The 23,266-nt window shown below is 58.8% G+C and carries 15 protein-coding genes and 1 rRNA gene; 11 read left to right on the top strand and 5 right to left on the bottom strand.

The annotated features are described in order from the left end of the window. Positions 1-178: 178 nt before the first annotated feature. Positions 179-1,636, bottom strand: coding sequence for an IMP dehydrogenase (gene guaB, locus CDO73_RS25350; protein WP_088491289.1), 1,458 nt, complete (start codon positions 1,634-1,636; stop codon positions 179-181). Between the two features lie 397 nt (positions 1,637-2,033). On the opposite strand from guaB, the gene CDO73_RS25345 reads away from it, so the two are divergent. The 5 genes from CDO73_RS25345 to CDO73_RS25325 are packed head-to-tail and all read left to right on the top strand — an operon-like array spanning position 2,034 to position 6,804. Then, entirely contained in the window at positions 2,034-3,152 is a 1,119-nt protein-coding gene (locus tag CDO73_RS25345) for an amidohydrolase/deacetylase family metallohydrolase (RefSeq protein ID WP_088491288.1), read from the top strand. Then, entirely contained in the window at positions 3,118-4,224 is a 1,107-nt protein-coding gene (locus CDO73_RS25340; protein WP_088491287.1) for a DgaE family pyridoxal phosphate-dependent ammonia lyase, read from the top strand. The genes CDO73_RS25345 and CDO73_RS25340 overlap by 35 nt, the downstream gene beginning before the upstream one ends. 4 nt (positions 4,225-4,228) lie before the next feature. Beyond that, positions 4,229-5,017 carry a 2-dehydro-3-deoxy-phosphogluconate aldolase gene (dagF, locus tag CDO73_RS25335; RefSeq protein WP_088491286.1) on the top strand — a complete coding sequence of 263 codons (789 nt, stop codon included), beginning with the start codon at positions 4,229-4,231 and terminating at the stop codon, positions 5,015-5,017. Then, entirely contained in the window at positions 5,010-6,074 is a 1,065-nt protein-coding gene (locus tag CDO73_RS25330) for a sugar kinase (RefSeq protein ID WP_088491285.1), read from the top strand. Before dagF ends, CDO73_RS25330 begins: the two co-directional genes overlap by 8 nt. A gap of 10 nt (positions 6,075-6,084) precedes the next feature. Next, a complete protein-coding gene (locus CDO73_RS25325; protein ID WP_088491284.1) occupies positions 6,085-6,804 on the top strand; it encodes a GntR family transcriptional regulator in 720 nt (239 codons plus the stop codon). 418 nt (positions 6,805-7,222) lie between these two features. Here CDO73_RS25325 and CDO73_RS25320 read toward each other — a convergent pair whose 3' ends face one another. Both CDO73_RS25320 and CDO73_RS25315 read right to left on the bottom strand, forming a co-directional pair. Then, positions 7,223-8,515 carry a glycoside hydrolase family 125 protein gene (locus tag CDO73_RS25320; protein WP_088491283.1) on the bottom strand — a complete coding sequence of 431 codons (1,293 nt, stop codon included), beginning with the start codon at positions 8,513-8,515 and terminating at the stop codon, positions 7,223-7,225. 200 nt (positions 8,516-8,715) lie between these two features. Next, positions 8,716-11,592, bottom strand: a complete 2,877-nt coding sequence (locus CDO73_RS25315) for an alpha-mannosidase (RefSeq protein WP_088491282.1) — start codon at positions 11,590-11,592, stop codon at positions 8,716-8,718. A 280-nt stretch (positions 11,593-11,872) separates the two neighbouring features. Between CDO73_RS25315 and CDO73_RS25310 the strand changes: the two genes are divergently transcribed. The 5 genes from CDO73_RS25310 to CDO73_RS25290 all read left to right on the top strand — a co-directional run bounded on the left by CDO73_RS25310 (position 11,873) and on the right by CDO73_RS25290 (position 19,314). Then, on the top strand, positions 11,873-12,823 hold the full coding sequence (locus CDO73_RS25310; RefSeq protein WP_088491281.1) for an ABC transporter permease: 951 nt from the start codon (positions 11,873-11,875) through the stop codon (positions 12,821-12,823). Between the two features lie 30 nt (positions 12,824-12,853). After that, positions 12,854-13,777, top strand: coding sequence for a carbohydrate ABC transporter permease (locus CDO73_RS25305; protein WP_373447122.1), 924 nt, complete (start codon positions 12,854-12,856; stop codon positions 13,775-13,777). Between the two features lie 44 nt (positions 13,778-13,821). Beyond that, the gene (locus CDO73_RS25300) at positions 13,822-15,432 is read left to right on the top strand and encodes an extracellular solute-binding protein (protein ID WP_088491280.1); all 1,611 of its coding nucleotides are present in this window, start codon (positions 13,822-13,824) and stop codon (positions 15,430-15,432) included. A gap of 269 nt (positions 15,433-15,701) precedes the next feature. Then, positions 15,702-18,137, top strand: a complete 2,436-nt coding sequence (locus tag CDO73_RS25295; protein ID WP_088491279.1) for a glycoside hydrolase family 3 N-terminal domain-containing protein — start codon at positions 15,702-15,704, stop codon at positions 18,135-18,137. 157 nt (positions 18,138-18,294) lie between these two features. Continuing rightward, positions 18,295-19,314 carry a glycoside hydrolase family 130 protein gene (locus CDO73_RS25290; protein WP_088491278.1) on the top strand — a complete coding sequence of 340 codons (1,020 nt, stop codon included), beginning with the start codon at positions 18,295-18,297 and terminating at the stop codon, positions 19,312-19,314. A gap of 31 nt (positions 19,315-19,345) precedes the next feature. Here the strand turns inward: CDO73_RS25290 and CDO73_RS25285 are convergent, their stop codons facing one another. Then, positions 19,346-21,664, bottom strand: coding sequence for a helix-turn-helix domain-containing protein (locus CDO73_RS25285; RefSeq protein WP_088491277.1), 2,319 nt, complete (start codon positions 21,662-21,664; stop codon positions 19,346-19,348). A 200-nt stretch (positions 21,665-21,864) separates the two neighbouring features. Between CDO73_RS25285 and CDO73_RS25280 the strand changes: the two genes are divergently transcribed. Next, entirely contained in the window at positions 21,865-22,851 is a 987-nt protein-coding gene (locus tag CDO73_RS25280) for an aldo/keto reductase (protein ID WP_088491276.1), read from the top strand. A gap of 62 nt (positions 22,852-22,913) precedes the next feature. On the opposite strand, the gene rrf is transcribed toward CDO73_RS25280, so the two are convergent. Then, a 5S ribosomal RNA gene (rrf, locus tag CDO73_RS25275) occupies positions 22,914-23,030 on the bottom strand. Between the last annotated feature and the right edge of the window lie 236 nt (positions 23,031-23,266).

Here is a 23,266-nt window from a genome sequence, read left to right as displayed (position 1 = left end):
TACACTGAAATTTCCCCTTCACCCATTAGCCTTCTAAAAGATCGGGCTTTCTTGCTTTTTTACATAGAAAAAAGAAAAAGGAACCGGGCTGTTGGCCGGTCCCTCGTATCGGATGAAGCGATATAAAAATGATGTGAATCGAAACATTCAAGCGGGACGTTCAGACGCTTCTCAAAGCTTAGACCGAATAGTTCGGGGCTTCTTTGGTGATCTGAACGTCGTGCGGATGGCTCTCGCGCAATCCGGCTCCGGTGATGCGGACGAATTGGGTATCGTTGCGAAGCACGTCGAGGTCCTCGGCGCCGCAGTAGCCCATACCCGAACGCAGGCCGCCGACGAGTTGGTTGATCGTATCGGACAAAGCGCCTTTGTAAGCCACGCGGCCTTCGATGCCTTCCGGTACGAGTTTCTTGTCGTCGTCTTGGAAATAACGGTCTTTGCTGCCTTGTTTCATCGCCGCGATGGAGCCCATGCCGCGGTATACCTTGAAGCGGCGGCCTTGGTAGATCTCCGATTCGCCCGGGCTTTCTTCCGTGCCCGCGAACATGCTGCCCAGCATGACGGCGTGAGCGCCGGCCGCGATCGCTTTGGTGATCTCGCCGGAGTATTTGATCCCGCCGTCGGCGATGATCGGTACTCCATACTCGCGAGCAACGGTCGCGCAGTCGTAGATCGCCGTGATCTGCGGCACGCCGATACCGGCGATAACGCGGGTCGTACAGATGGAACCCGGACCGATGCCGACTTTGACGACCGAAGCGCCGGCTTCGATCAGATCGCGAGTCGCTTCGCCGGTTGCCACGTTGCCCGCGACGATCGTCAGTTCCGGATAACGGGCGCGGATATTGCGGACCGCGTCGATGATGTTGATATGGTGGCCGTGCGCGGAATCGACGACGATCATGTCGACGCCGGCTTCGACCAGCGCGTCGATCCGTTCGATCGCGTCGCTCGACACGCCGACGGCGGCGCCGACGAGCAGGCGTCCCTGAGCGTCTTTGGCCGCGTTCGGGAATTGGATCGCTTTTTCGATATCCTTGATGGTGATCAGGCCTTTGAGCACGTTGTTCTCGTCGACCAGCGGCAGCTTCTCGATCTTGTGCTGCTGCAGCAGGCCTTCCGCTTCGCTCAACGTCGTGCCGACCGGAGCCGTAACGAGGTTCTCTTGCGTCATGACTTCTTTGATCGCGATATTGTAATCGTGCACGAAACGCAGGTCGCGGTTCGTCAGGATGCCGACCAGTTTCTCGTTCTCGTCGACGATCGGCACGCCGGAAATCCGATACTTGCCCATAAGGACCTCTGCATCGGAAACGAGATGATCCGGACTCAGGAAGAACGGATTCGTGATGACGCCGTTCTCGGAGCGCTTGACGCGGTTGACTTCGTCCGCCTGCTTCTCGACCGGCATATTTTTATGGATCACGCCGATGCCGCCTTCGCGAGCGATCGCGATCGCCAGAACCGCCTCGGTAACGGTATCCATGCCCGCGCTGATCAGCGGAATGTTCAGCTTGACCTTGTCGCTCAGTTTCGTGGACACGCTGACTTCCTTCGGCAGAACCTCCGACTTTCTCGGTACGAGCAATACGTCGTCGAAGGTCAGACCTTCTTTGTCAAACTTGCTATTCCACACGCGATTTTGCCTCCTTTTTTATCTTGTCCTAACCGCCGTTTTTTCCTTATATGGAAAGCTGAAAGGGCTTTTCTGAAAATATATTATTGCAATCTTAGCAAAGGGGGTATGGGCTGTCAAGGTGAAAAAAAGTGAGCGGCCCCGCTATTTCCGTTCGTTTCGTTTCGAAGAAAATTTGTCCTTCTGTCGCGCACACGGGTGTTCCCAGCGTAACATGATTCTGACCTTCGACGTAAGTTTGCACGGATCAAGCCTTTCTCTATTTCTTTATCCTTAAACATTATAACGTTATATTGTTTTTCTGCGAAAGCGGTGTTATCTTGAAAGAGTGATTTACCGTAAACCGCGCAAGACCCGCTCTCCCCTTTATATTTATATAGAAGAAAGCAGGTGCGTTATGAAGCAAGATCTGGTACTTCGGCAGTTCCGGCTGCCGGACGGAACTGCCGTCGACCTGACGATCAAGCAGGGCCTTATCGCCGGGATCCATGCCGCGGGCACCGCGCCGAGCGGCGGCCGTACGCTGGAAGGCGAAGGCCGGCTCTACGTGTCGAGCGGCTGGATCGATCTGCATGTGCACGCGTTTCCCGAATGGGAGCCGTACGGCGATTCGCTCGACGAGATCGGCGTCGGCTGCGGCTGCACCGCGGTCGTCGACGCGGGCAGCTGCGGCGCGGACCGGATCGACGATCTGGCCGCCAGCCGCGACGGAGCGCATACCCGGCTGCTCGCGTTCTTGAACGTATCGCGGATCGGACTTCGGCGTACGGACGAGCTGTCGCGGCTGGAATGGATCGACCGCGAAGTGGCGCTGGCCGCCGCGCGGCGGCACCCGGATTTCGTGATCGGACTCAAAGCGAGAATCAGCGGCAGCGTGGTCGGCGATAACGGCACGGAGCCGCTGCGCCTCGCGGTATCTCTGGCGGAGGAGTTGGGACTGCCGATCATGACGCATATCGGCTCGGCCCCTCCTTCGATCGACGAAGTGCTGCCGCTGCTGCGTTCCGGCGACGTCGTCACGCATTATCTCAACGGCAAAGCGAATAATCTGTTCGACGGCGACGGCCGCCCTCTGCCGGTGCTGACCGACGCGATCGCGCGCGGCGTGCAGCTCGACGTCGGGCACGGCACGGCCAGCTTCTCGTTCGAGACGGCGGAGCAGGCGCGGCAGTCCGGCGTTTTTTTCGACACGATCAGCACCGATATCTACCGCGGCAACCGCTTGGACGGACCCGTCTACGGCATGGCGAACGTTCTGACGAAATTCCTGTCGCTCGGCTACTCGCTGCCCGAAGTGATCGGCGCGGTGACCGCGCGTCCGGCCGCTTGGCTGAAACGTCCCGAGCTGGGCCGCATTCAGATCGGCGACCCGGCGAATCTGACCGTCTTTTCGTTGGAAAACAAATCTTCCGCGCTCACCGATTCCGAAGGAATCTCCCGCACCGCGAAACAAACTTTACAAGCCGAAGGAGTGGTCGTAAATGGACAATACCTTGCATGCCGAGTACGGGCTTAAACGCGTGATCAACGCCAGCGGCCGGATGAGCATTCTCGGCGTATCCGCGCCGACCGATACCGTGATGGACGCGATGCGGATCGGCGGCCAGAGTTATGTCGAGATATCCGATCTCGTGAACAAAGCGGGCGACCGGATCGCAAGTCAGTACGGATTCGAAGCGGCCGTCGTCGTCAATTCCGCGTCGAGCGGCATCGCGCTGTCCGTGGCCGGGCTGGTCACGCGCGGCGACCGCGGACGCAGCCTCCGCCTGCATCAGAAGCCGATCGAACGCAGCGAGATCGTCATGCTCAAAGGCCATAACGTGCAGTACGGCGCGCCGGTCGAAACGATGATCTATTTGGGCGGCGGTCGCGTCGTCGAAGCGGGCTACGCCAACGAAGGCACGACCGCGCAGTTGGAAGAATGCGTCACCGAGCGCACGGCGGCGATCCTCTACGTCAAATCGCATCATGCCGTGCAGAAAAATATGGCCTCCGTCGAAGAAACGTGGGCGCTGGCGCAGCGGATCGGCCTCCCTCTGATCATCGACGCGGCGGCCGAAGAAGATCTGCGGCGTTACGCGGCGTGCTCCGACTTGGTCATTTTTAGCGGCTCCAAAGCCATCGAAGGTCCGACTTCCGGCATCGTGGCCGGCAAACGCGAATACGTCGAATGGGTCAAAACGCAGCTTCACGGCATCGGCCGCAGCATGAAAGTCGGCAAAGAAACGACGTTCGGCCTGCTGCAAGCGCTCGACGAATACCTCGACAAGCCCGACAACAGCGAGCAGGAACGCCGGGCGCTGGAGACGCTGCTGCCGTTGAACGAACTGAACGGCGTATCGGCGAGCATCGTGCAGGACGAAGCGGGCCGGGCGATCTACCGCGCTCGGATCAAGATCGACCCGCAGCGTGCCGGCATCGACGCGGTGCGGGCGGTCGAAGCGCTGCAAAGCGGCGAGATCGCGATCTATACCCGGGATTACGGCGCGCGGCAGGGCTATTTCGATATCGATCCGCGGCCGCTGCTCGGCGACGATATGCAGGTGATCGCGGAGCGCCTGAACGAATTATTCGAAGGAGGACATTAAGCAAATGAGCGAAAAAGGAGCGGTAAACGTGAAAACGGAAAGCGGAATCGCCAAACGATTGTACAAAGGGCGCGCGGCGTTGAACGTGCTGGCCGGCAGCGTAAGCAACGCGCGGGACGTCTTCGAAGCGGCGGAAGGCCATGTGCTGGTCGGCGTGCTGTCCAAAGCGTATCCGACGGTCGACGCGGCCGTTGCCGCGATGCGCGAATACGGACAGGCTATCGACGACGCCGTCTCGATCGGGCTCGGCGCGGGCGATAACCGCCAAGCGCAGGTCGTGGCCGAAATCGCGCGGCAGTACGCGGGCAGCCATATCAATCAGGTGTTTCCGTCGGTCGGCGCGACGCGCGCCAATCTGGCCGGAACGCCGGGCTGGATCAACGCGCTCGTCTCTCCGACCGGGCGGCCGGGTTACGTGAATCTGTCCACCGGCCCGTTCAGCGCCGCGGCGGCGGAATCGGCGATCGTGCCGGTCAAAGCGGCGATCGCGCTCGTTCGGGACATGGGCGGCGACGCGCTCAAATATTTCCCGATGAAAGGTCTCTCGCTGGAAGAAGAATACCGCGCGGTCGCGCAGGCCTGCGGCGAAGAAGGTTTCGCGCTGGAACCGACAGGCGGCATCGACAAAGCCAACTTCGGACCAATTCTGGAGATCGCGCTCGCGGCCGGCGTGCCGCAGGTCATTCCGCACGTGTATTCGTCGATCGTCGACGAAAAGAGCGGCGACACGATCGTCTCCGACGTCGGCGAACTGTTGGAAGTCTTGCGCAAGTCGGTCGACCGTTATGCCTGAGGCTGCCGAATCCGCGCCGCGACGGCCGGCCGCGGCTCCGCGAATCGCCGCGTTCGGCGAGGTGATGATGCGGCTGGAAACGCCGGGCGTGCGGCTGCTGTCGCAGACGGATACGCTGCAAGTCTCCTACTCCGGCAGCGGCGTGAACGTATTGTCGGGGTTGTCGCGTTTCGGTTATTCGGCCTTGCCCGTGACGACGCTGCCGGATAACCCGATCGGCGACGCGGCGGAAGCCAATCTGCGCAAGCTGGGACTGCTGCCCGACCATATCCGCCGCGAAGGCGCGAATCTGGGCATGTATTTTCTCGAAACGGGCTTCGGCGCGCGGCCGAGCCGGGTGACGTACGCGAACCGGGCGCAGAGCAGCTTCAATACGGCCGGCGAAGGCGCGTATCCTTTTGCACAGATCGCGCAGTCGGTCGACGCCGTCCACTTCTGCGGCATCTCGCTCGCCATGAACGATACCGTTCGGCGCAGCGCCGTCGCGTTCGCGGAAGCGCTGAAGGCGGCGGGCAAAACGGTCGTCTTCGACTGCAACTACCGTCCGGCTCTCTGGGGCGAAGGCGGCTACGACAAAGCGCGTCCGTGGTATAAAAGAATGCTCTCGCTCGCGGATCTTGTTATGATGAACGAAAACGACGCGATGCATGTTCTCGGCATGCCCGCGTCGGCCGAAAGCCGAGCGGAGCGTCTCGCGGAGCTGATCCCGGAAACAGCCGGGCATTACGCGATCGGGACCATTGCCGGCACGCATCGCGGGATCGAAGCGGACGGGCGGCACTCGCTGGCGGCGTTTCTGTACCGGGGCGAGCCGGACCGGCGATTCTACTGGGCCGAACCGCTGACCTTCCCCGTCTATGACCGCATCGGCGCGGGCGACGCGTATACGAGCGGCATCCTGCACGGCGAGCTGTCGGGATGGACGCCGGACCGGACGGTGCGCTTCGCCGCGGCCGCTTCGATGCTGGCGCACACCGTACCCGGCGATACGCCGTTCTCGTCGGAAGCACAGATCGTCCGCGCCATGACCGAAGGCTTCGGCGATATAGAAAGGTAGGCATACGAACATGGCGACAAGCCGCACCAAACAATCGCTGTATCTCAAGATCCACAGCATCCTCAAAGACCGGATTCTGCACGGTCAATACCCGCTCGACTCGTATCTTCCTCCCGAACCGAAACTGGAAGAAGAATTCGCGGTTAGCAAGATCACCGTGCGCAATGCCGTGAAATTATTGGTGCAGGAAGGCTATCTGGAGACCAGCAGCGGCAAAGGCACGCGCGTCGTGCGCAACACCTCCACGTCGAAGCTCTCCACATGGAAAAGATTCACGGAGATTCTGGTCGAAGAAGGCCTGCGGATCGACAAAAAGATTCTGCGCGCCGAGGTCGTCGCGACGGAAGACGGCAGCCGCCAACGCGAGCTGTTCGGCGCTTCGTGCCTCCGCGTGGAACGGCTCTATCTGCTGGACGACGTGCCGTTCATTCACTATACGCACGACCTGCCGTCACGGACCGGAGACGAAGATTCGGAACCGCGGAGTCTTCAAGGGCAGTCGCTCTACGGCTGGCTCGAAGAACAGGGCATCGAGATCGCGCGGATGCGCGACGAATTTTCGGTCGGATCGCCGGGCGAGCGGATCGCGTCGGCGCTCGGGGTCGCCGCGGACGCTCCTCTGCTCAAGCGGCTGCGCTTCGCCTACGACGCGCAGGGACGCGCGGCGGAGTGCAGCGAAGGGTATTATCGGGACGGGATGCATCCGTATGTGGTGAATTACGAGGTGTGAGGGCCGCGGGACCGTTTCGTTTGTGGGGCCGCGGGACCGTTTCCGACCTGCGCTTCGTTGTTTGCCTCCCCCCTGATTGGAATAAGAACTTTGCTGGAGGTAGGGGGAGGCAAGCCAAAGGCGCTCCGGTTCGGAAACGGTCCCGCTCTGGGCGGAGGGGGAAGGTCGTGCAAGCCTTTAAGACTTAGCGGCCTGGAAGGTTCCCTCTAATATCAAGATCAAGATCAAAAAAGAGACCACGGCTTTCCGGGATAGGCGGAAAGCGTGGTCTTTTCGGTTCCGATACGTTTTAGGGCGCGCGGGAAAGGTAACGCTTAGTCTTAGTGAATGTTGACGTGATGCGCACATTTTATCATCCGTTATCAAAACAACAAGCCAGAAACAAATGCAGCGTGTTCGATTGAACGAGAGAGCTTTTTTAGACCAACCCTTTGTCCATCGCTTTCATAATCAACGCAGCGAACAGGCTGTTCGACCAAGCGAACCATTCGCGGGAGAAATCGGTCGGGTCGTCGGGGTGGAATCCTTCGTGCATATAGCCGGTATCGGCGTCGGTCGCCAGCAGCGTCTCGATCAGGCCGCGGACCTCGTCATCGTCGCCCGAAGTCAGCGCCTGCATGGACAGCGCCATATGCCAGACATAGCCGCCGGGCGTGTGCGGGCTGCCGATGCCTTTGGCGTATTTGCCTTCGAAGTAGAACGGATTATCGAAACTCAGCGCGAAACGGCGGGTGTTCTGATACACCGGATCGTCCGCGCCGACGTAGCCGATATAGGGAATCGACAGCAATCCCGGCGTGCCGGCGTCGTCCATCAAGGAATAATTGCCGTAGCCGTCGGTCTCGAACGCGTAGATCCGGCCGTGCTTGGGATGTTCGACGATCCCGTAGCGCTGAATGCCGAAGTCGATTTCTTTGATCAGTTTCGCGGCGCGTCCGGCGAGTTCTTCGTCCCGATAGATCTCGGACGCGATGCGCTCGATATGGCCGAGGATCACGACGGCGAACATGTTCGCCGGGATATTGTAGCCGAACTCGCAAGCGTCGTCGCTGGAACGGAATCCCGACCAGCTCATGCCGGTATAGTTGGTCGGCATGCCGCGTCCGTCGTTGTACAGCGTCTCGGTAACCTGCCGGGTATCCCGGCGGAAAAAGTACGGCGATTTCTCGTCATGCCGCTGCTCGGTCGCGATGACCCGCACGATGCTGTTCAGCGCGCGGTAACAGTCGTCGTCGAACATCGCCGTCCGGCCGGTTGCCTGCCAGTACTGCGCCAACAATTGCACCGGGAAACACAGCGAATCCAGCTCGTATTTGCGCTCCCACATCCACGGACTCAGCTCGCAGTCGTCGGAATCGCGGTAATGCCGGCCGTTGGCCGTTTCGTTGAACGCGTTGGTGTAAGGATCGAGATTGATATAGAACAGTTGGCGTTTGATCAGCCCTTCGATGATCCGCTGCAAGTCCGGATCTTCTCCGGCCAACGGGATATAATGCCGGACCTGCTCGACCGAATCGCGCAGCCACATGGCCGGAATATCGCCGGTATAGACGAAGGTCGTGCCGTCGTCCAGCAGCTTGGTCGTCGTCTCCAGCGTGTTGGGGTAGCAGTTGCGGAACATCTTCTGAAGCTTGGGGCGATGCGCCAAACGCTGATCGGTCTGTTCGAGATAACGTTCGACCGCTGCGGGCAGTTTGTAGGTGGTGGTCATGGAAAGGCCTCCTCGGGAATGACTCGGGAATCAGATGAACGTCTTCGGTATTCGCAAAAAGAATCGTCGGTTGCGCGGCGCGGCAGCGGAATGGATCCTCGGCTCGGAAGCGGCAGCAGCGACGCCGACAAGGTCGGTCCGCGACGCCTGCGGTTCGCGCAGGGCGTTAGGCGGGCCGACGCGCCGGCATAAAAGCCGATCTATATGCCTTCGCCGCCGATTTTCGGCGAGAACGCGAAGGTCACGATCTTCGCCGGGCCGACTTCGACCGTCGCCTCGGGCGTGCCGCTCTCTCCGGCGGCATCCAGCCGGGCTCCGCGGCGCTCCAGAATGTCGCTCTCGCAGACGGCTTCGGCGGCGAAGTTCGGCGCGAAGCGCAGCTCGCGCGGTTCAGGCGCGAGATTGTACCAGCGCGCGATCGCGTCGCCGCTCTCTTCGGACAGCTTGAACGCGGACAGCGCCAGCGATTCGCCGCTCCACGGCAGCGCCGAATACTCCGCCGGCAGCGATCCGGCCTGACGTTCGAGCGCGCGAGCGAACCAAGGCGCCTGATATTGGTAGGCCGAGGCATAAGCGCCGGAACGGACCGCGTCGCCTTGATGCGGATAGACCGCATATTCGAAAACGTGCTCGCCGAGACATTGCGCTTCCGGCGTATCGAATACGCCCCAATCGCCCATCTCCGCCACGGCGCGCAGCAGCGTGACCGCGATCGTGCCGCGTCCATCGCGCAGCACTTCGTATTCGTTCAAGCCTTTGTTCGCGACGGTCAAGCCGTGCACGCCGTCGGACAAACCGACGAACGCCTGCTGATGCTGCGCGTTGCTCGGATTGATCCATTCCGGAGCGGGCACGATGTCCCGTTCGGCCACTTCGAAGATCGAATCGGCCGAGACGGTCGCCGTCAGCAGATCCGTCGGCAGCAGCACGCGCAGCCGATGGTCGCGCGCCCGGTTGTCGAGCGACACCGACACCTGAACGCCCCGGCCCGCGCGTTCCAGCGAAACGCGGGTCTTCACGATCAGCTCGACCGTATCCGCCGAACGGCCCGCTTGCCGCTGCCGGAACGGCACCAACTTGCGCCGTTCTTCCTTCAACCGCGCATCGGCCGAAGCCGGAACTTCCCAGCGATGCAGAATCTCGTAAGCCGCGCGGTACGGCTCGTCTTCGACGAGCGAGATCTCCGCCCGCCCCCCGCGAGTCGTCAGCGCCGTATCGCCTTCCGGCTGCCGGAACACATACTCGTTGCCGATATCGCCGCAGTCTTCATAGCTGCCCAGACCGTCATAAGTCCGGCCCGCGACTTTATCAGTGAGGGAGTAGGAACCGTCGTCCGCGAAGCGGACGGCGAGAAATTCGTTTTCCATGCCGACAGGTCGCCCTGCTTCTTCCAGTATTGTAAGCCGACTGCCGAAAGCCGCTTCGCCGATCGTGCCGACTTCCCTGTCGACGTCGGCTACGCCTTCGAATTCCGCGTGCGCTGCCGATTTCGCGCCCGCTTCCATGCCTGCTTCCTTATCCGCTTCCTCCTCCGGCACCCAAGCGTACAGCTTGTACCCCAATGCCGGAACGTCCTCCGCCTCGAACGTCAGGCGGAAAGTCCGCGCCATATACGGCACGCGGAAGCCGTCGCCTGGCAGATCGTAACCGAACCGGGCGCCCAAGTCTTCGATGCGGGCCGGCACTTCGCGGCCGTCCGCATCCACCACCCGGCCGAGACCCAGCGGCAGCGCGTCCAGCCGCTCCGCGATCGCCTGCGGCGAAGGCCCTTCGCGGAAATCGACGCGAATCGCCTGCACTTCCGCGCTGACGACGCCTCCGCGTCTCCAGCCCGTCGCGTTGAACAGCGCCACGGGCCGGGCGCACTCCGGCCACGCCGCGACCGAATCCGTGCCGATCTTCGAGCCGATCGCCGACAGGCTTTCTTCGATCAAGGCTTCCGCCATATGGCGGCTCTTGTCGAAGCGGTGCACCATCTCCCGGTGAATCTCGTCGACGCCGCAGCCGCAGATGCTGTCGTGCGGATGATTCTGCATCAGCGTTTTCCATGCGTAAGCCAGCGGTTCGTGCGGATAAGCCGCGCCGGCGGTCAGAGCGGCGATCGCCGCCAGCGGCTCCGCGCCTTTCTCGAGCAGCGTCTGGCCGGCTTGGTTCATCTGCTTCAGATAAACGCGGGCCGAAGCGGTATTGACCAGCGTGCCCCAACCGTCCGTGCGCGTGCTGCGCAGTTCGCCGCGGACCGTGACCCAATCGGCATGATCGTGCCTGTTCAAGGCGGTCAGATAATCTTCGAACGTCGTATGGACGAAGTCCACGTCGGGATACAGCGCCGAAGCCGTTTCCAGCGCGTCCCCGAGATCGGTCTGAATCGGCTGATGGTCGCACCCGTTCATGAACAGCAGCTCCGGCGTCGACGCGTATTTTTCCGCGTCCGCCAGTTTGCGCTCCCAATAGATCTTCGCCGCTTCAGGCTCCGCCGGAATCTCGTTGCCGTTGCTGTACCAGTTCGCGAACAAGATCCCGGCGACGCTCGAGCCGTCCGGCGACTCCCAATGCATCTCCGAATACGGCGATTCGTATTCGCCCGGCGCGTCGCTCACTTGGTTGTCGAAGCCCGTCGGCTTGACGCCCCGACCGAACACGGCCGCTTCGATGTCCGCCTGCTTCAAGAGCTGCGGCGCCTGACCCATATTGCCGAACGAGTCCGGGAAGTAGCCCAGCTTCGATACCGGACCCCAGCGGGCCGCTTCGCGGTGTCCGATCAGCAGATTGCGGACATTGGCTTCCGAACTGGTGAGAAACTCGTCCTGCAGCACGTACCACGGTCCGATCACGATCCGTCCTTCGTGAATCAGCCGTTCGAGCCGCGGACGTTCGTCCGGATAGACCTGCAAATAATCGTCGAGGATGATGGTCTGACCGTCGAGGTGGAAATACCGATAGCGACGATCCTGCTCCAGCGTATTCAGCAATTGATTCATCAATGCCGTGAGGCGAAGATGATGCGATTCGTAAGGCAAATACCATTCCCGGTCCCAGTGGGTGTGGGAGATAATGTGGGCCGTTTTCCGAGTCATGAATAACCCCTCCTTTACAGTAGCCCATCTTGGCATACCCCTGTTCGGAATGCAATATGTGGGTTTTTCCGCCGTTTCGCCTGCACATATTTGACACAATCCGAGCCTCGGAATAGACTGTCGCGATTCGTTTTCCGCCTCTGCGAAGCCCGCCGTTACGGGATTTATGAGCATTTCGTAAATGACAATGCGCAATCGACATATTTACGGCGTCAACTTTCCTTCGATACACTTTGCGGTGTAAGCGTTACCTTTTCGGCTCATGAAGGGAGGAACATCAATGAAGGCGTCCAAAGCGTCAGCGACCGCGCTTCCGAATCTCAAAAAGAATTCGAGGCGCGCGCAAATTCTCGGCAACTGGGAACTGTACTTGTTCATGCTTCCCGCGGTTTTATACTTCCTTATTTTTCACTACGCACCGATGTACGGCATCCAGATCGCCTTCAAGAACTTCGTTCCGTCCAAAGGCATTCTCGGAAGTCCTTGGGTCGGGTTCGATCATTTCGAACGCTTCTTCAATTCTTATTATTTCTGGGATCTGATCTGGAACACGTTCAGCATCAGCTTCTACGAGCTGGCGCTCGGATTCCCGCTGCCGATCATTCTGGCTCTCGCCTTTAATGAAGTACGCAACGGCAAATTCAAGAAGACGGTCCAGACTGTCACCTACGCGCCGCACTTCATCTCCATCGTCGTCATGGCGGGCATGATCATCACCTTCCTGTCGCCGAGCAGCGGGATTATCATCATGCTGATCAACGCGCTGGGCTTCGAAGCTCCGCAGTTTCTGACCGACCCCGCGTGGTTCAAAACGATGTACGTGCTGTCGGGCGTCTGGCAGAGCACCGGTTGGGGCACGATCATCTACTTGGCCGCTTTGTCCGGCGTCGATCCGCAGCAGCACGAAGCGGCGATCATGGACGGGGCCAGCCGCTTCAAACGCATGCTGCATATCAATCTGCCGACGATCCTACCGACGATCACCATCATGCTCATTCTGAACATGGGCAATATTTTGGGCGTCGGTTACGAGAAAATCCTGCTGCTGCAAAACTCGCTCAACTTGGAATCGTCCGACGTCATCTCCACTTACGTCTACCGCGCCGGTCTGGTCGATGCGCAGTACAGTTTCTCGACCGCGGTCGGGCTGTTCAACTCCGTCATCAACGTCATTCTGCTGGTAGCCGTCAACTGGATCGCGCGCCGCACCAGCGAGAACAGTCTATGGTAATCTCCCACTATCCCGAAAGGAGGCCTTGTCATGGCCAAAGCGATCGCAAACCCGATTCGAGAATCCAAGGGCGATAAGATCTTTCTCGGTTTTACCTACGCTTACTTATGCGTCGCTCTGGTCGTCGTGCTGTATCCGCTTATCTACATTCTCAGCGCTTCGATCAGCAATCCGACGGCCGTCAATACCGGAGAGATGTGGCTGTTTCCCAAAGAAATCACGTTCGCCGGTTACGAGCTGGTATTCAACAATCCGGCGATCTGGAACGGCTACCTCAACACGATCATCTACACGGTGCTCGGCACGGCGCTCAATCTGGCGGTTACGCTGCCTGCCGCGTACGCGCTCAGCCGTTCCGATTTCGTCGGGCGGGGTTGGTTTATGGGCTTTATCCTGCTGACGATGTTCTTCAACGGCGGGTTGGTCCCTACTTATCTGGTCGTCAAAAATCTCGGCCTCGTCAACACGATGGGCGCGCTGATCCTTCCGGTCGCCGCTTCGGTATGGAATATCGTGGTCGCCCGGACCTTTTTCCAATCGACCATTCCCAAAGAACTTCAGGAAGCGGCGCATATCGACGGCTGCACGAATCTTCGATTGTTCTGGAAAATCGTGCTGCCGCTCTCGGCTCCGATCATCGCGGTCATGGCTTTGTTCTACGGAGTCGGCCACTGGAACAGCTACTTCTCTTCGCTGATCTACCTGAACAGCGAATCGAAATATCCTCTGCAAATGGTCCTGCGCCAAATTCTCGTGCTTCAGGAAATGTCGGCGGAAACGACCGGCGCGGCGATGAATGCGGACACGGCGGCTCTCATGAGTTCCAAAGCCGAGACCGCTTCGCTGATCAAATACGGCGTAATCGTCGTATCCACGCTGCCGATCATCGCCGTGTATCCGTTTCTCCAACGCTATTTCGTACAGGGGGTGATGATCGGTTCGGTCAAAGGATAACCTGCTGCGTACTCCATTCATTCCAATAAAGAGGGGGATTTACGATGAACGTCAGAAGCAAAGCTTGGAAACTGCTGATGATCGGAGGTCTGGGCGCTTCGCTGCTCGCCGGCTGCGGATCGAAAGAAGAAGCGGCGTCGCCCGACGCGAAGAACGCCGAAGTCAAAAAAGAAGGTTTCCCGATCGTCGAGGCGCCGCTCAAAATGACCATGATGGCTCCGGATACCGGCGTGCAGAATTGGGAAGACATGGTCGTCTTGAAAGAGATGGAGAAATTGACGAATATCTCGTTCGAATATAAAAACGCGCCGAAAGACAGCTTCGAAACGAAAAAGAATCTGGTATTCGCCAGCGAAGACTATCCGGACGTATTTTATGCCGCGGGATTGACGCCTTCCGAGCAGCTCAAGTACGGCGAACAAGGCGTGTTGCTGCCGCTCGAAGACTTGATCGACGAATACGCCCCGAACTTCAAAGCCTTGATGGACGAGTATCCGGACGTGCGCAAATCGATCACCGCGCCGGACGGCCATATCTACTCGCTGCCGGTCATCGAGTTCAGCCAACACTGGTACCGCAACCCGCTCTGGTATAACGGCAGCTATCTGGAAGCGCTGGGCATCGACAAACTGCCGGAGACGACGGAAGAGTTGTACACCTACCTCAAGCGCGTCAAAGAAGAAGATCCGAACGGCAACGGCAAAGCGGACGAAATTCCGATCAGCTCCGTGACGACGCCGGCCGCCAATATCCGCGATATTCGCACATGGATGCTGGGCGCGTTCGGCATCTACGAAGAAACGCTGTTCGTGGACGACAACGACGTAGTGCGCTACAGCCCGATCGAAGAAGGCTACAAAGAATACCTCAAGTACATGAACCGCCTGTGGACCGACGATCTGCTCGACCACGAGAGCTTCTCGCAGACGGCCGAACAGAAGCAGGCCAAAGGCGAATCCAACCAATTGGGCCTGTTCTCGGCTTGGCACGCGTATCAACTGCTCGGCACCGAAGCTTCGGACAAAGATCCGATGTTCCTGCCGGTCCATGCGGAGAACGTGGAGAAAGCCGCGATCGCCAAAAACGGCGGGATCAAAACGGGCGCTTTCGCGATCACGAAAACGAACCCGAATCCGGCGGCATCCATGCGCTGGGCGGATTATCTGTATTCCTACGAAGGCTCCGTATTGTTCAACAAAGGACCGGAAGGCACGCTGTGGGAGTACACCAACAAAGAAGACCATACCAAAAAAGCGATCCCCGCTCCGGACGGCAAAGATTCGGAAGAAATCCGTTCGACGCTCACGCCGAACTACGGCATCCCGGCTCCGACGATCTTGACGGACGAAGTGAACAAAGGCCTGACGACGGAATTCGACGAGTGGGTCAACAACGAAACGCAGACCAAGCTGCTCGATAACGGGGCGCGCGTGCCGTTCCCGGCTTTGTTCCTCACGGTCGAAGAACAATCGGAGATCAACAGCCTGAACTCCGACCTCAGCACGTACGTCAAGCAGATGGAAGCCAAGTTCATTACCGGCGCAGAATCGGTCGACGGCGGCTGGGACGCTTACGTCGATACGCTCAAGAAGATGGGCGCGGAGCGCGTGGCCGAGATCAATCAAGGCGCTTACGACCGCTGGAAAGCGAACTAGTACGCCGACCGCTTAAGATGTTAGGTTTCGCCCTCCCAAAACCCGCTTGAACCGTGCGTGTTTCCGAAGGACTCGAACCTTAGATTCAATGCGGTCAACTCACTAAGGCGTTAACGGTATTCCGCGGTTCGCGCAGCCGCGCGGCATGACCACGAGCGGACCGGAGCGGGCAAGGACTTGGCGGGCATCGGCGGAACGGCCGGCGCCTCCTCGTTCTTGCCGAACGGTCCGCTCTTTTCACTTTTAGCCCCGAAAGGCGTGGGATTCGAATGAAGCAGAAACCAACCTCCCGATCGGCGGACGTCGAAGCTCGGATTCGCGAGCTGCTGGACGTCATGACGCCGGAAGAGAAGATCGGACAGCTTGCCCAGCCGTTCGGCTGGACCTGTTATACCAAGAACGAAGACGGTTCCGTCGAACTGACGGAAGCTTTCAAGCGCCGTGTGGCGACCGGCGGCGTCGGTTCTCTATACGGCACGCTGCGCGCCGATCCGTGGACCGGCGTGACGCTTGCGACGGGACTGTCTCCCCGCGAAGGCGCGGAGCTGTTCAATCAGATTCAGGAATACGCGCTCCGGCACGGCAAGCACGGCATTCCGATCCTGTTCGGCGAAGAATGTTCGCACGGCCATATGGCGATCGGCGCGACGGTCTTCCCGGTTCCGCTGTCGGTCGGCAGCACATGGAACCCGGAACTGTACCGCGAGATGTGCCGGGCGGTAGCGCTCGAGACGCGCAGTCAAGGCGGAGCGGCGACTTATTCGCCGGTACTCGATATCGTGCGCGATCCCCGTTGGGGTCGCACGGAAGAATGTTACGGCGAAGACCCGTATCTGACCTCGGTATTGGGCCGGGCCGCGATCGAAGGGCTGCAAGGCGAAGATCTGAGCGCGGACGACGCGATTCTGGCGACGCTGAAGCATTTCGCCGCCTACGGCAGCTCGGAAGGCGGCCGCAATTCCGCCCCGGTCCATATGGGACCGCGCGAACTGCACGAGATCGATCTGCTGCCGTTCCGTCATGCCGTAGACGCCGGCGCGCGTTCGGTCATGACCGCCTATAACGAGATCGACGGCATTCCGTGCACGACGAACGAGTATCTCTTGCAGGACATTCTCAGGGACGAATGGGGTTTCGACGGCTTCGTCATTACCGATTGCGGAGCGCTCGGGCTGCTGACGGCCGGACAGAATACGGCCGAAGACGGCGAAGATGCTTCCGCGCAGGCGATTCTCGCGGGCGTGGATATGGAGATGTCGGGCGAGATGTTCGACCGGCATCTGCTCTCGGCTCTGCGCGCCGGCCGCCTGAGCGAAGCGGATCTAGACCGGGCGGTGCGCCGGGTGCTGGAAGCGAAGTTCGATCTCGGCCTGTTCGACCGGCCGTTCGCCGATCCCGATCGGGCGCAGCGGATGATCGGCCGCGACGAGCACCGGCGGCTGGCCCGCCGCGTGGCCGCCGAGAGCCTCGTGCTGCTCAAGAACGAAGGCGGCCTGCTGCCGCTGGATCGGGCGGCTTTCGGCGCCGACGGCGCTTCGACACCGCGCCGCAGCGGCGGCGAAGACAGCAGCGATTCGGCTTCGGGGCCGAGCCGAGAAGGCCGCGGCCGGACCGGCGGCAGGATCGCCGTCATCGGCCCTAATGCCGATGCCCCTTACAACCAGCTCGGCGATTACACGTCGCCGCAGCCGGCCGGCGCGATCGCCACGGTGCTCGGCGGTATTCGCGCCGCGCTCGGGGTACGGCCCGGCGAAGACTCCGGGCCGGTGCTGCATGCGCCCGGCTGCCGGATTCGCGGCGATTCGCGCGAAGGCTTCCCCGCCGCGCTGGACTGCGCGGCGCAGGCCGACACGATCGTGCTGGTGCTCGGCGGGTCGAGCGCCCGGGACTTCGGCGAAGGAACGATCGACCTTCAGACCGGCGCTTCGGTCGTCACGGAGCATGCGTGGAACGATATGGAATGCGGCGAAGGCATCGACCGCTCCACGCTCGATCTGGCCGGCGTGCAGCTTGAACTGGCCCAAGAGATCTTCAAGCTGAACAAGCCCGTCATCGTCGTCTATATCAACGGCCGCCCCATCGCCGAACCGTGGATCGCGGAGCAGGCTTCGGCGATTCTGGAAGCTTGGTATCCGGGCCAAGAAGGCGGGCACGCGATCGCGGACGTCCTGTTCGGCGACGTGAACCCTTCGGGCCGGCTGACGATCAGCTTCCCGAAACACGTCGGCCAACTGCCGGTCTACCATTACAAGCGGCGCACGCGCGGCAAAAGGTATCTGGAAGACGATTTCGAAGCGCAGTATCCGTTCGGCTTCGGATTGAGCTATACCGAATTCCGATACGGGAATATCCGGCTCGACCGCACCGAGATCGAGCCGGATGGACAGGTTCGAGTCACGGTCGACGTGAGCAACGTCGGCGACCGGGCGGGCGACGAAGTCGTCCAGCTCTATATATCCGACCTCGCCGCGACCGTGGTACGGCCGGAGAAGATGCTCAAAGGATTCCGCAAGATCCGGCTAGAACCGGGCGAGACGGCTTCGGTTACTTTCGCCGTCGGACGCGAGCAGCTTCGATTCGTCGGCCGGGATCTGTCGTGGCAGGTGGAACCGGGCGCGTTCCGTCTGATGATCGGCCGCAATTCCGTCGATTATCTGACGACCGAACTGCAAGTCGTTCGGCCTGCGGCCGTCCGCTCCACGTAAAAAAGCCGGACGCGTACCCGCACGTCCGGTTCTGTTCAAGCTCTATTTCCGTACTGTTCATGGCCCGACCGTTCGGGCCGCCGCTAGGATCATCCATCATTAACCCGGGCAGAGAAACCTAATGGTTTCTCCCGGGATCAGGAGGTTTGTTATTCGCATGAAGATCACCCGACATCCCGAAAACCCGATCGTGGTTCCCGGCCTGTACGACTGGCGCAAAGCGACCGTATTCAATCCCGCCGTCATTATCGACAACGGCAAATTTTATATGATCGAACGCACCGCCGGTTCTCTGACGCCGTGCAAGAACTTCCTCGGCCTGCTCGAGAGCGAAGACGGCGTGCATTTCGCGCATGTCAAAGACGAACCCGTTCTCACGCCCGACGAGTTGGGCTTTCCTTACGGCAGCGTACAGGACCCGCGCGTCGTCAAGATCGACGGCACGTTCTACATGAACTACGCGCTCCGTCCGTGCGCGATGAACTATTACCCGACCAACACCGGCGTGCCGGAACGGTCGATTCCGAAGTATCCGGACGGTTGGGGCGAAGAAGAAGGCCATTGGCTGACCCGTTCTTCGATCGTCAAGTCGGACAATCTGATCGATTGGGAATTCGTGGCCGACACGACGCCGCTGGAGATCAACGACCGCGACAATATTTTGTTCCCCGAGAAGATCAACGGCCGTTACGCGCTGCTGCGCCGCCCCGAAGAGTATATCGGCGAAGCGTACGGCACCGACAAAGCCGCCATGTGGATCACCTACTCCGACGATCTCGTTCATTGGGACGAACCCAAGCTGCTCGCGAAAGCGGAAAACCCTTCTTGGGAATCGCGCAAGATCGGCGGGTCGACGCCTCCGATTCGCACCGAACACGGCTGGCTGGTCCTTTATCACGGCGTGGACGAACAGATCGTTTACCGGGTCGGCGCGCTGCTGCTCGATCTCGATAACCCGGAGAAAGTGATTGCCCGTACCCGCGAACCGATCATGGAGCCGGAAACGTATTACGAGAGATTCGGTTACCAGATTCCCAATGTCGTGTTCCCGACCGGCAACGTGGTCAAAGACGGCTTGCTCTACATCTACTACGGCGTCACGGACACGGCGATCGCGCTCGCGACCGTCCCGCTGGACGAACTGGTCGACCATGTGCGGAATTCGGGTACCGAATAAATCCGAATATCCGATAAGCGTCTAGAGTTGCTCAAGCCCGTTTCGACGTCTTCAGCTTCCGGTACTGGCCCGGCGTGAATCCCGTTTCTTTTTTGAACTTGCGAATAAAATTCGGCGCATCCAGATAACCGACGCGTTCGATGATTTCTTTGAGCGGCGCGCTGGTCGTCTCCAATTGGCGGGTGACTTCTTCGACGCGTCGGCGCCAGATATACTGGGAGAAATTCAAGCCGGTCTTCTCTTTGAAGCTGCGGCTCAGATAAGACGTGGACACCGAGAACTTCAACGCCAGATGCTCCAAGCTCAGCGTATAATCGGCGAACCGGGCGTCGACGTCTTTGACGATGTCGTCGATCAGATCGTCCTGCTTCTCTTCGGTTCGGCGCTCGACTTCTTCGCAGATCTCCGAAGCGAGCGTCACCAACCGGCTCTCCAGTTCTTCCAACGTCTCGAACGAAGCCAATTTGGAGATATCCGCAAAAGCTTCGTTCATGCGCAGTTCCGAAGCCGTTCGCAGCAGCGAGTTCAGCACGTCGAAGCAGATGCAGCGCAGCAGATGCGCGGACAGCGTTTCTTTTTTGAGCGTATTCATGATATCCGAGATGATGCAGACCGCAAGCATCGTATTGCCCTGCTTCAGGCTCTGATCCAGCTTAAGAATCGTCTTGCGCGACATCCAGAAGCTGCCTTCTTCGCTGTGATCGTGAACCGCCAACTGATCGAAATACGTCACGTAACCGCGTCCGCTCATCTTCCGATGTTCGAGCGCCGCGATCGCTTCCACGAACGACTGGTTCAACGCATACAACTCTCGGTACATCGATCCTACTCCGATCTGCGGAATCGTCTGCAAACCGTCGACCACCATCAATTGAACCGCTTCGATGGTATGTTCGATCCGCGTTTGCAGCGATTTCGCGTCTTCTTCGCCTTCCAGCGCGATGACGAGCGCAAGCTGGTCGACCGCCGAGAACTCCACCCCGTACACGCGCGCCCCCGCATCTTCTACCACGAAATAATCCAGCATCTCCCGGATATAATGACGCTCGGCCGAATCTTTGCGCCGCTCCGGATTGTCGTTCCAAGACAGCACGGCAGTCAGGTATACGCCGCTGCCCGACGGAAAGCCGAGTCCGATATCGTCGATCGAGCGTCTGATTTCCGGATCTTCCGGACGCCCGTGTTTGAGCAGAAGCAGCAGATATTGATTGCGGACGAACGGCTGCTGCATATCGATTCTGGCGTTGTAATCGCGGATCGTCTGCCGGATCGAATCCCATTCGTTCGAAGCTTTGAGCGCGGCTCCGCTCTGAATGCCGACGAACTCCATCAGGTCTTTGACCGGATGATACTGTCTTCTGGCGAGCAGCATGGCCGCGATGCTTCCCGTCACCACGACCAATACGAACACGATAAAGATCAACGTCTGCACATGCGCAACTCGTCCGAAAAATTGATGGCTCGGCATCGTCATCACGTATGTCCAGCCGTTCTCGTCCGACTTCACGGATACGACGGATTGTTTCTCGCCGGCCAACTCCATGCTATGAATGCCCGGCTCGAGCTGCGACAGCGTCTTCCATTCTCCGTTCGGCATCTCGTTTCCGCGGCTGTTCGTCGTAAGCAGTTCCCCGTTTTCGTTAAAAATATAATTGCTGCCGTTCACGTCGTTCAGGATCGAATCCATCACGCCGGTCAATTTCGATTCTTTCATCAGATACACCACGGCGCCGTACGGAAAAGGATCGTTGGTCTTGATCGGCACGATCAGCGTCAGCAGCCGTTCTTGGCGCGAATACATATTGACCGGCTCGGCCGCCCGGATCATCGGCTGATCGATCTCGTTCAGATTGCGTCTGGCTTCTTCTTCCGTCCAATTCTCGAAACGATATTCTTTATTGAACACGACGCTGAGATCGGCCAAACCCCGGTACGAATAGATCAAGGAATCGCCGTGCATGTACAGCAGCAGATCCTCCACGATGCTGTTGCTCGCTTTATAGTTGGCCAACGTCCGAATCGCTTCCTGCGCCGACAAAGGATGATGGAGCATATAAGGAGTCAGGTGTTCGTCGTAAGAGATCCGGCTGGCAAGCGCATGCAATTCGCTCACCCGACCGTCGATCGTAAGTTTCACCTGATTCAATTGATTGACTTTGGACTGTTCGATCTCCGAACGCAAATTTTTGACAGCGCTATCATAAACGAAGACCGTCAACGCCGTCAGCGGAATCAAGAAAGCCAAAATATAAGAAACGGCATACCGGAACAGGAGCTTGGACTTGAAGACGTTCCATCTTTCCCGAAAAACGATTCGGGAACCGTACAAAGCTTGTATTCGACGTCTCATCGTTCTTTTTCGCCCCCTTTGCTGTCAATCGTTTTTCAAACATTATAACGTTATATTGTCCTCTTTGCTAGAGCGAGGCTTCTTCATTTTGCTTTCTCGTGATCTTCTTACGTATACTTAGACATAAAGGACGACTGCCTACAGGTCAGATCGTTCTTCCCTTTCTCGCATCATGTACGTAAAAAGAGGAGGCTTCGCAAATGGAACAAGTAAAGCTTGGTCAACAAGGATTGAAGGTTTCCAGATTGGGGCTCGGCTGCATGGGAATGTCGGAATTTTACGGCGGACAAGATGATGCAGAATCTTTGCGCACGCTGGATGCGGCTTTCGAAAACGGTATCCGTTTTTACGATACCGCCGACATGTACGCAAACGGCAAAAACGAAGAATTTATTTCGCCGTTTATCCGAAAACATCGAAACGAGGTCGTAATTGCCACAAAGTTCGGAAACGTGCGCGGGGAAGACGGTTCTTACCTGGGGATCAGCGGGAAACCGGAATATGTGCGCGAAGCCTGCGAAAAAAGCCTGAAACGCTTAGGCGTGGACGTCATCGATTTGTATTACCAGCATCGCGTCGACCCGGATGTGCCGATCGAAGAAACGATAGGCGCGATGGCGGATCTGGTTCGCGAAGGCAAAGTCCGTTATCTCGGGATGTCCGAAGCTTCCGCGGAGACCATTCGCCGCGCTCATGCCGTTTTCCCGATCTCGGCGCTGCAAACGGAATATTCGCTATGGAGCCGTGACGTGGAAGACGAGATTTTGCCGCTCTGCCGAGAGCTCGGTATCGGCTTCGTACCGTACAGTCCGTTGGGAAGAGGATTCTTGACCGGACAAATCCGTTCGTTCGAAGACTTGGCGGAAGACGATTTCCGGCGCTTCTCTCCGCGGTTCCAAGGCGAGAATTTCCAGAAAAATCTGGACCTCGTCGATCGTATTCGCGAAATCGCGGCAGGAAAAGGCTGTATGCCTTCGCAGCTTGCTCTCGCTTGGCTGCTCGCTCAAGGCGAAGATATCGTTCCGATTCCCGGCACGAAAAAAGCAAAATATCTGATCGAGAACGTAGGCGCGGCGGATGTTCGTTTGACTGCCGAAGAATTGAAACAAATCGATGCCGCAGCGCCGAAAGGCGCAGCTGCCGGAGATCGATACGAAGAAAACGGGATGCGCACGCTTAATCGTTAAATCATAGCGAAAATAACAAAAAAGCCTTCTCCGTTATGCGCGGAAAAGGCTTTTTCTTTTTAGCTTGGCAGCTTCCTACTCTCCCAGGACCCTGCGGTCCAAGTACCATCGGCGTTAGAAGGCTTAACGGTCGTGTTCGAGATGGGAACGTGTGGAACCCTTCTGCTATCACTACCAAACCAAGGTTTACAAAGTAAACCGATACAAGGTTTGCACCTTGAAAACTGGATCCGAAACGATCTCTTCGCGTCATCGAAGTGACTTTCGAGGAAGCTCACAACCAAAGCAGATGCTTTCGAAGTGACTTCTCTTCGAGAAGTCTGGAGGGCGTCGGTCACCGCAGCATTCAAAAAACAGAAAAGGCGTGACTATCGCGGTAGAAGAGCAGCACAACAAACAAATTTCAGAACAGCAG

This window comes from Saccharibacillus sp. O23 (assembly GCF_002205895.1).
Lineage (GTDB): Bacteria > Bacillota > Bacilli > Paenibacillales > Paenibacillaceae > Saccharibacillus.
The sequence above is the reverse complement of the archived record's forward strand: the minus strand, read 5'-3'. Positions and strand labels throughout refer to the sequence as shown.

Excerpts from the sequence above, each read along its gene's own strand:
- CDO73_RS25345 (WP_088491288.1), top strand. The coding sequence starts at position 2,034 with ATGAAGCAAGATCTGGTACTTCGGCAGTTCCGGCTGCCGGACGGAACT.
- CDO73_RS25340 (WP_088491287.1), top strand. The coding sequence starts at position 3,118 with ATGGACAATACCTTGCATGCCGAGTACGGGCTTAAACGCGTGATCAAC.
- dagF (WP_088491286.1), top strand. The coding sequence starts at position 4,229 with ATGAGCGAAAAAGGAGCGGTAAACGTGAAAACGGAAAGCGGAATCGCC.
- CDO73_RS25330 (WP_088491285.1), top strand. The coding sequence starts at position 5,010 with ATGCCTGAGGCTGCCGAATCCGCGCCGCGACGGCCGGCCGCGGCTCCG.
- CDO73_RS25325 (WP_088491284.1), top strand. The coding sequence starts at position 6,085 with ATGGCGACAAGCCGCACCAAACAATCGCTGTATCTCAAGATCCACAGC.
- CDO73_RS25320 (WP_088491283.1), bottom strand. The coding sequence starts at position 8,515 with ATGACCACCACCTACAAACTGCCCGCAGCGGTCGAACGTTATCTCGAA.
- CDO73_RS25315 (WP_088491282.1), bottom strand. The coding sequence starts at position 11,592 with ATGACTCGGAAAACGGCCCACATTATCTCCCACACCCACTGGGACCGG.
- CDO73_RS25310 (WP_088491281.1), top strand. The coding sequence starts at position 11,873 with ATGAAGGCGTCCAAAGCGTCAGCGACCGCGCTTCCGAATCTCAAAAAG.
- CDO73_RS25305 (WP_373447122.1), top strand. The coding sequence starts at position 12,854 with ATGGCCAAAGCGATCGCAAACCCGATTCGAGAATCCAAGGGCGATAAG.
- CDO73_RS25300 (WP_088491280.1), top strand. The coding sequence starts at position 13,822 with ATGAACGTCAGAAGCAAAGCTTGGAAACTGCTGATGATCGGAGGTCTG.
- CDO73_RS25295 (WP_088491279.1), top strand. The coding sequence starts at position 15,702 with ATGAAGCAGAAACCAACCTCCCGATCGGCGGACGTCGAAGCTCGGATT.
- CDO73_RS25290 (WP_088491278.1), top strand. The coding sequence starts at position 18,295 with ATGAAGATCACCCGACATCCCGAAAACCCGATCGTGGTTCCCGGCCTG.
- CDO73_RS25285 (WP_088491277.1), bottom strand. The coding sequence starts at position 21,664 with ATGAGACGTCGAATACAAGCTTTGTACGGTTCCCGAATCGTTTTTCGG.
- CDO73_RS25280 (WP_088491276.1), top strand. The coding sequence starts at position 21,865 with ATGGAACAAGTAAAGCTTGGTCAACAAGGATTGAAGGTTTCCAGATTG.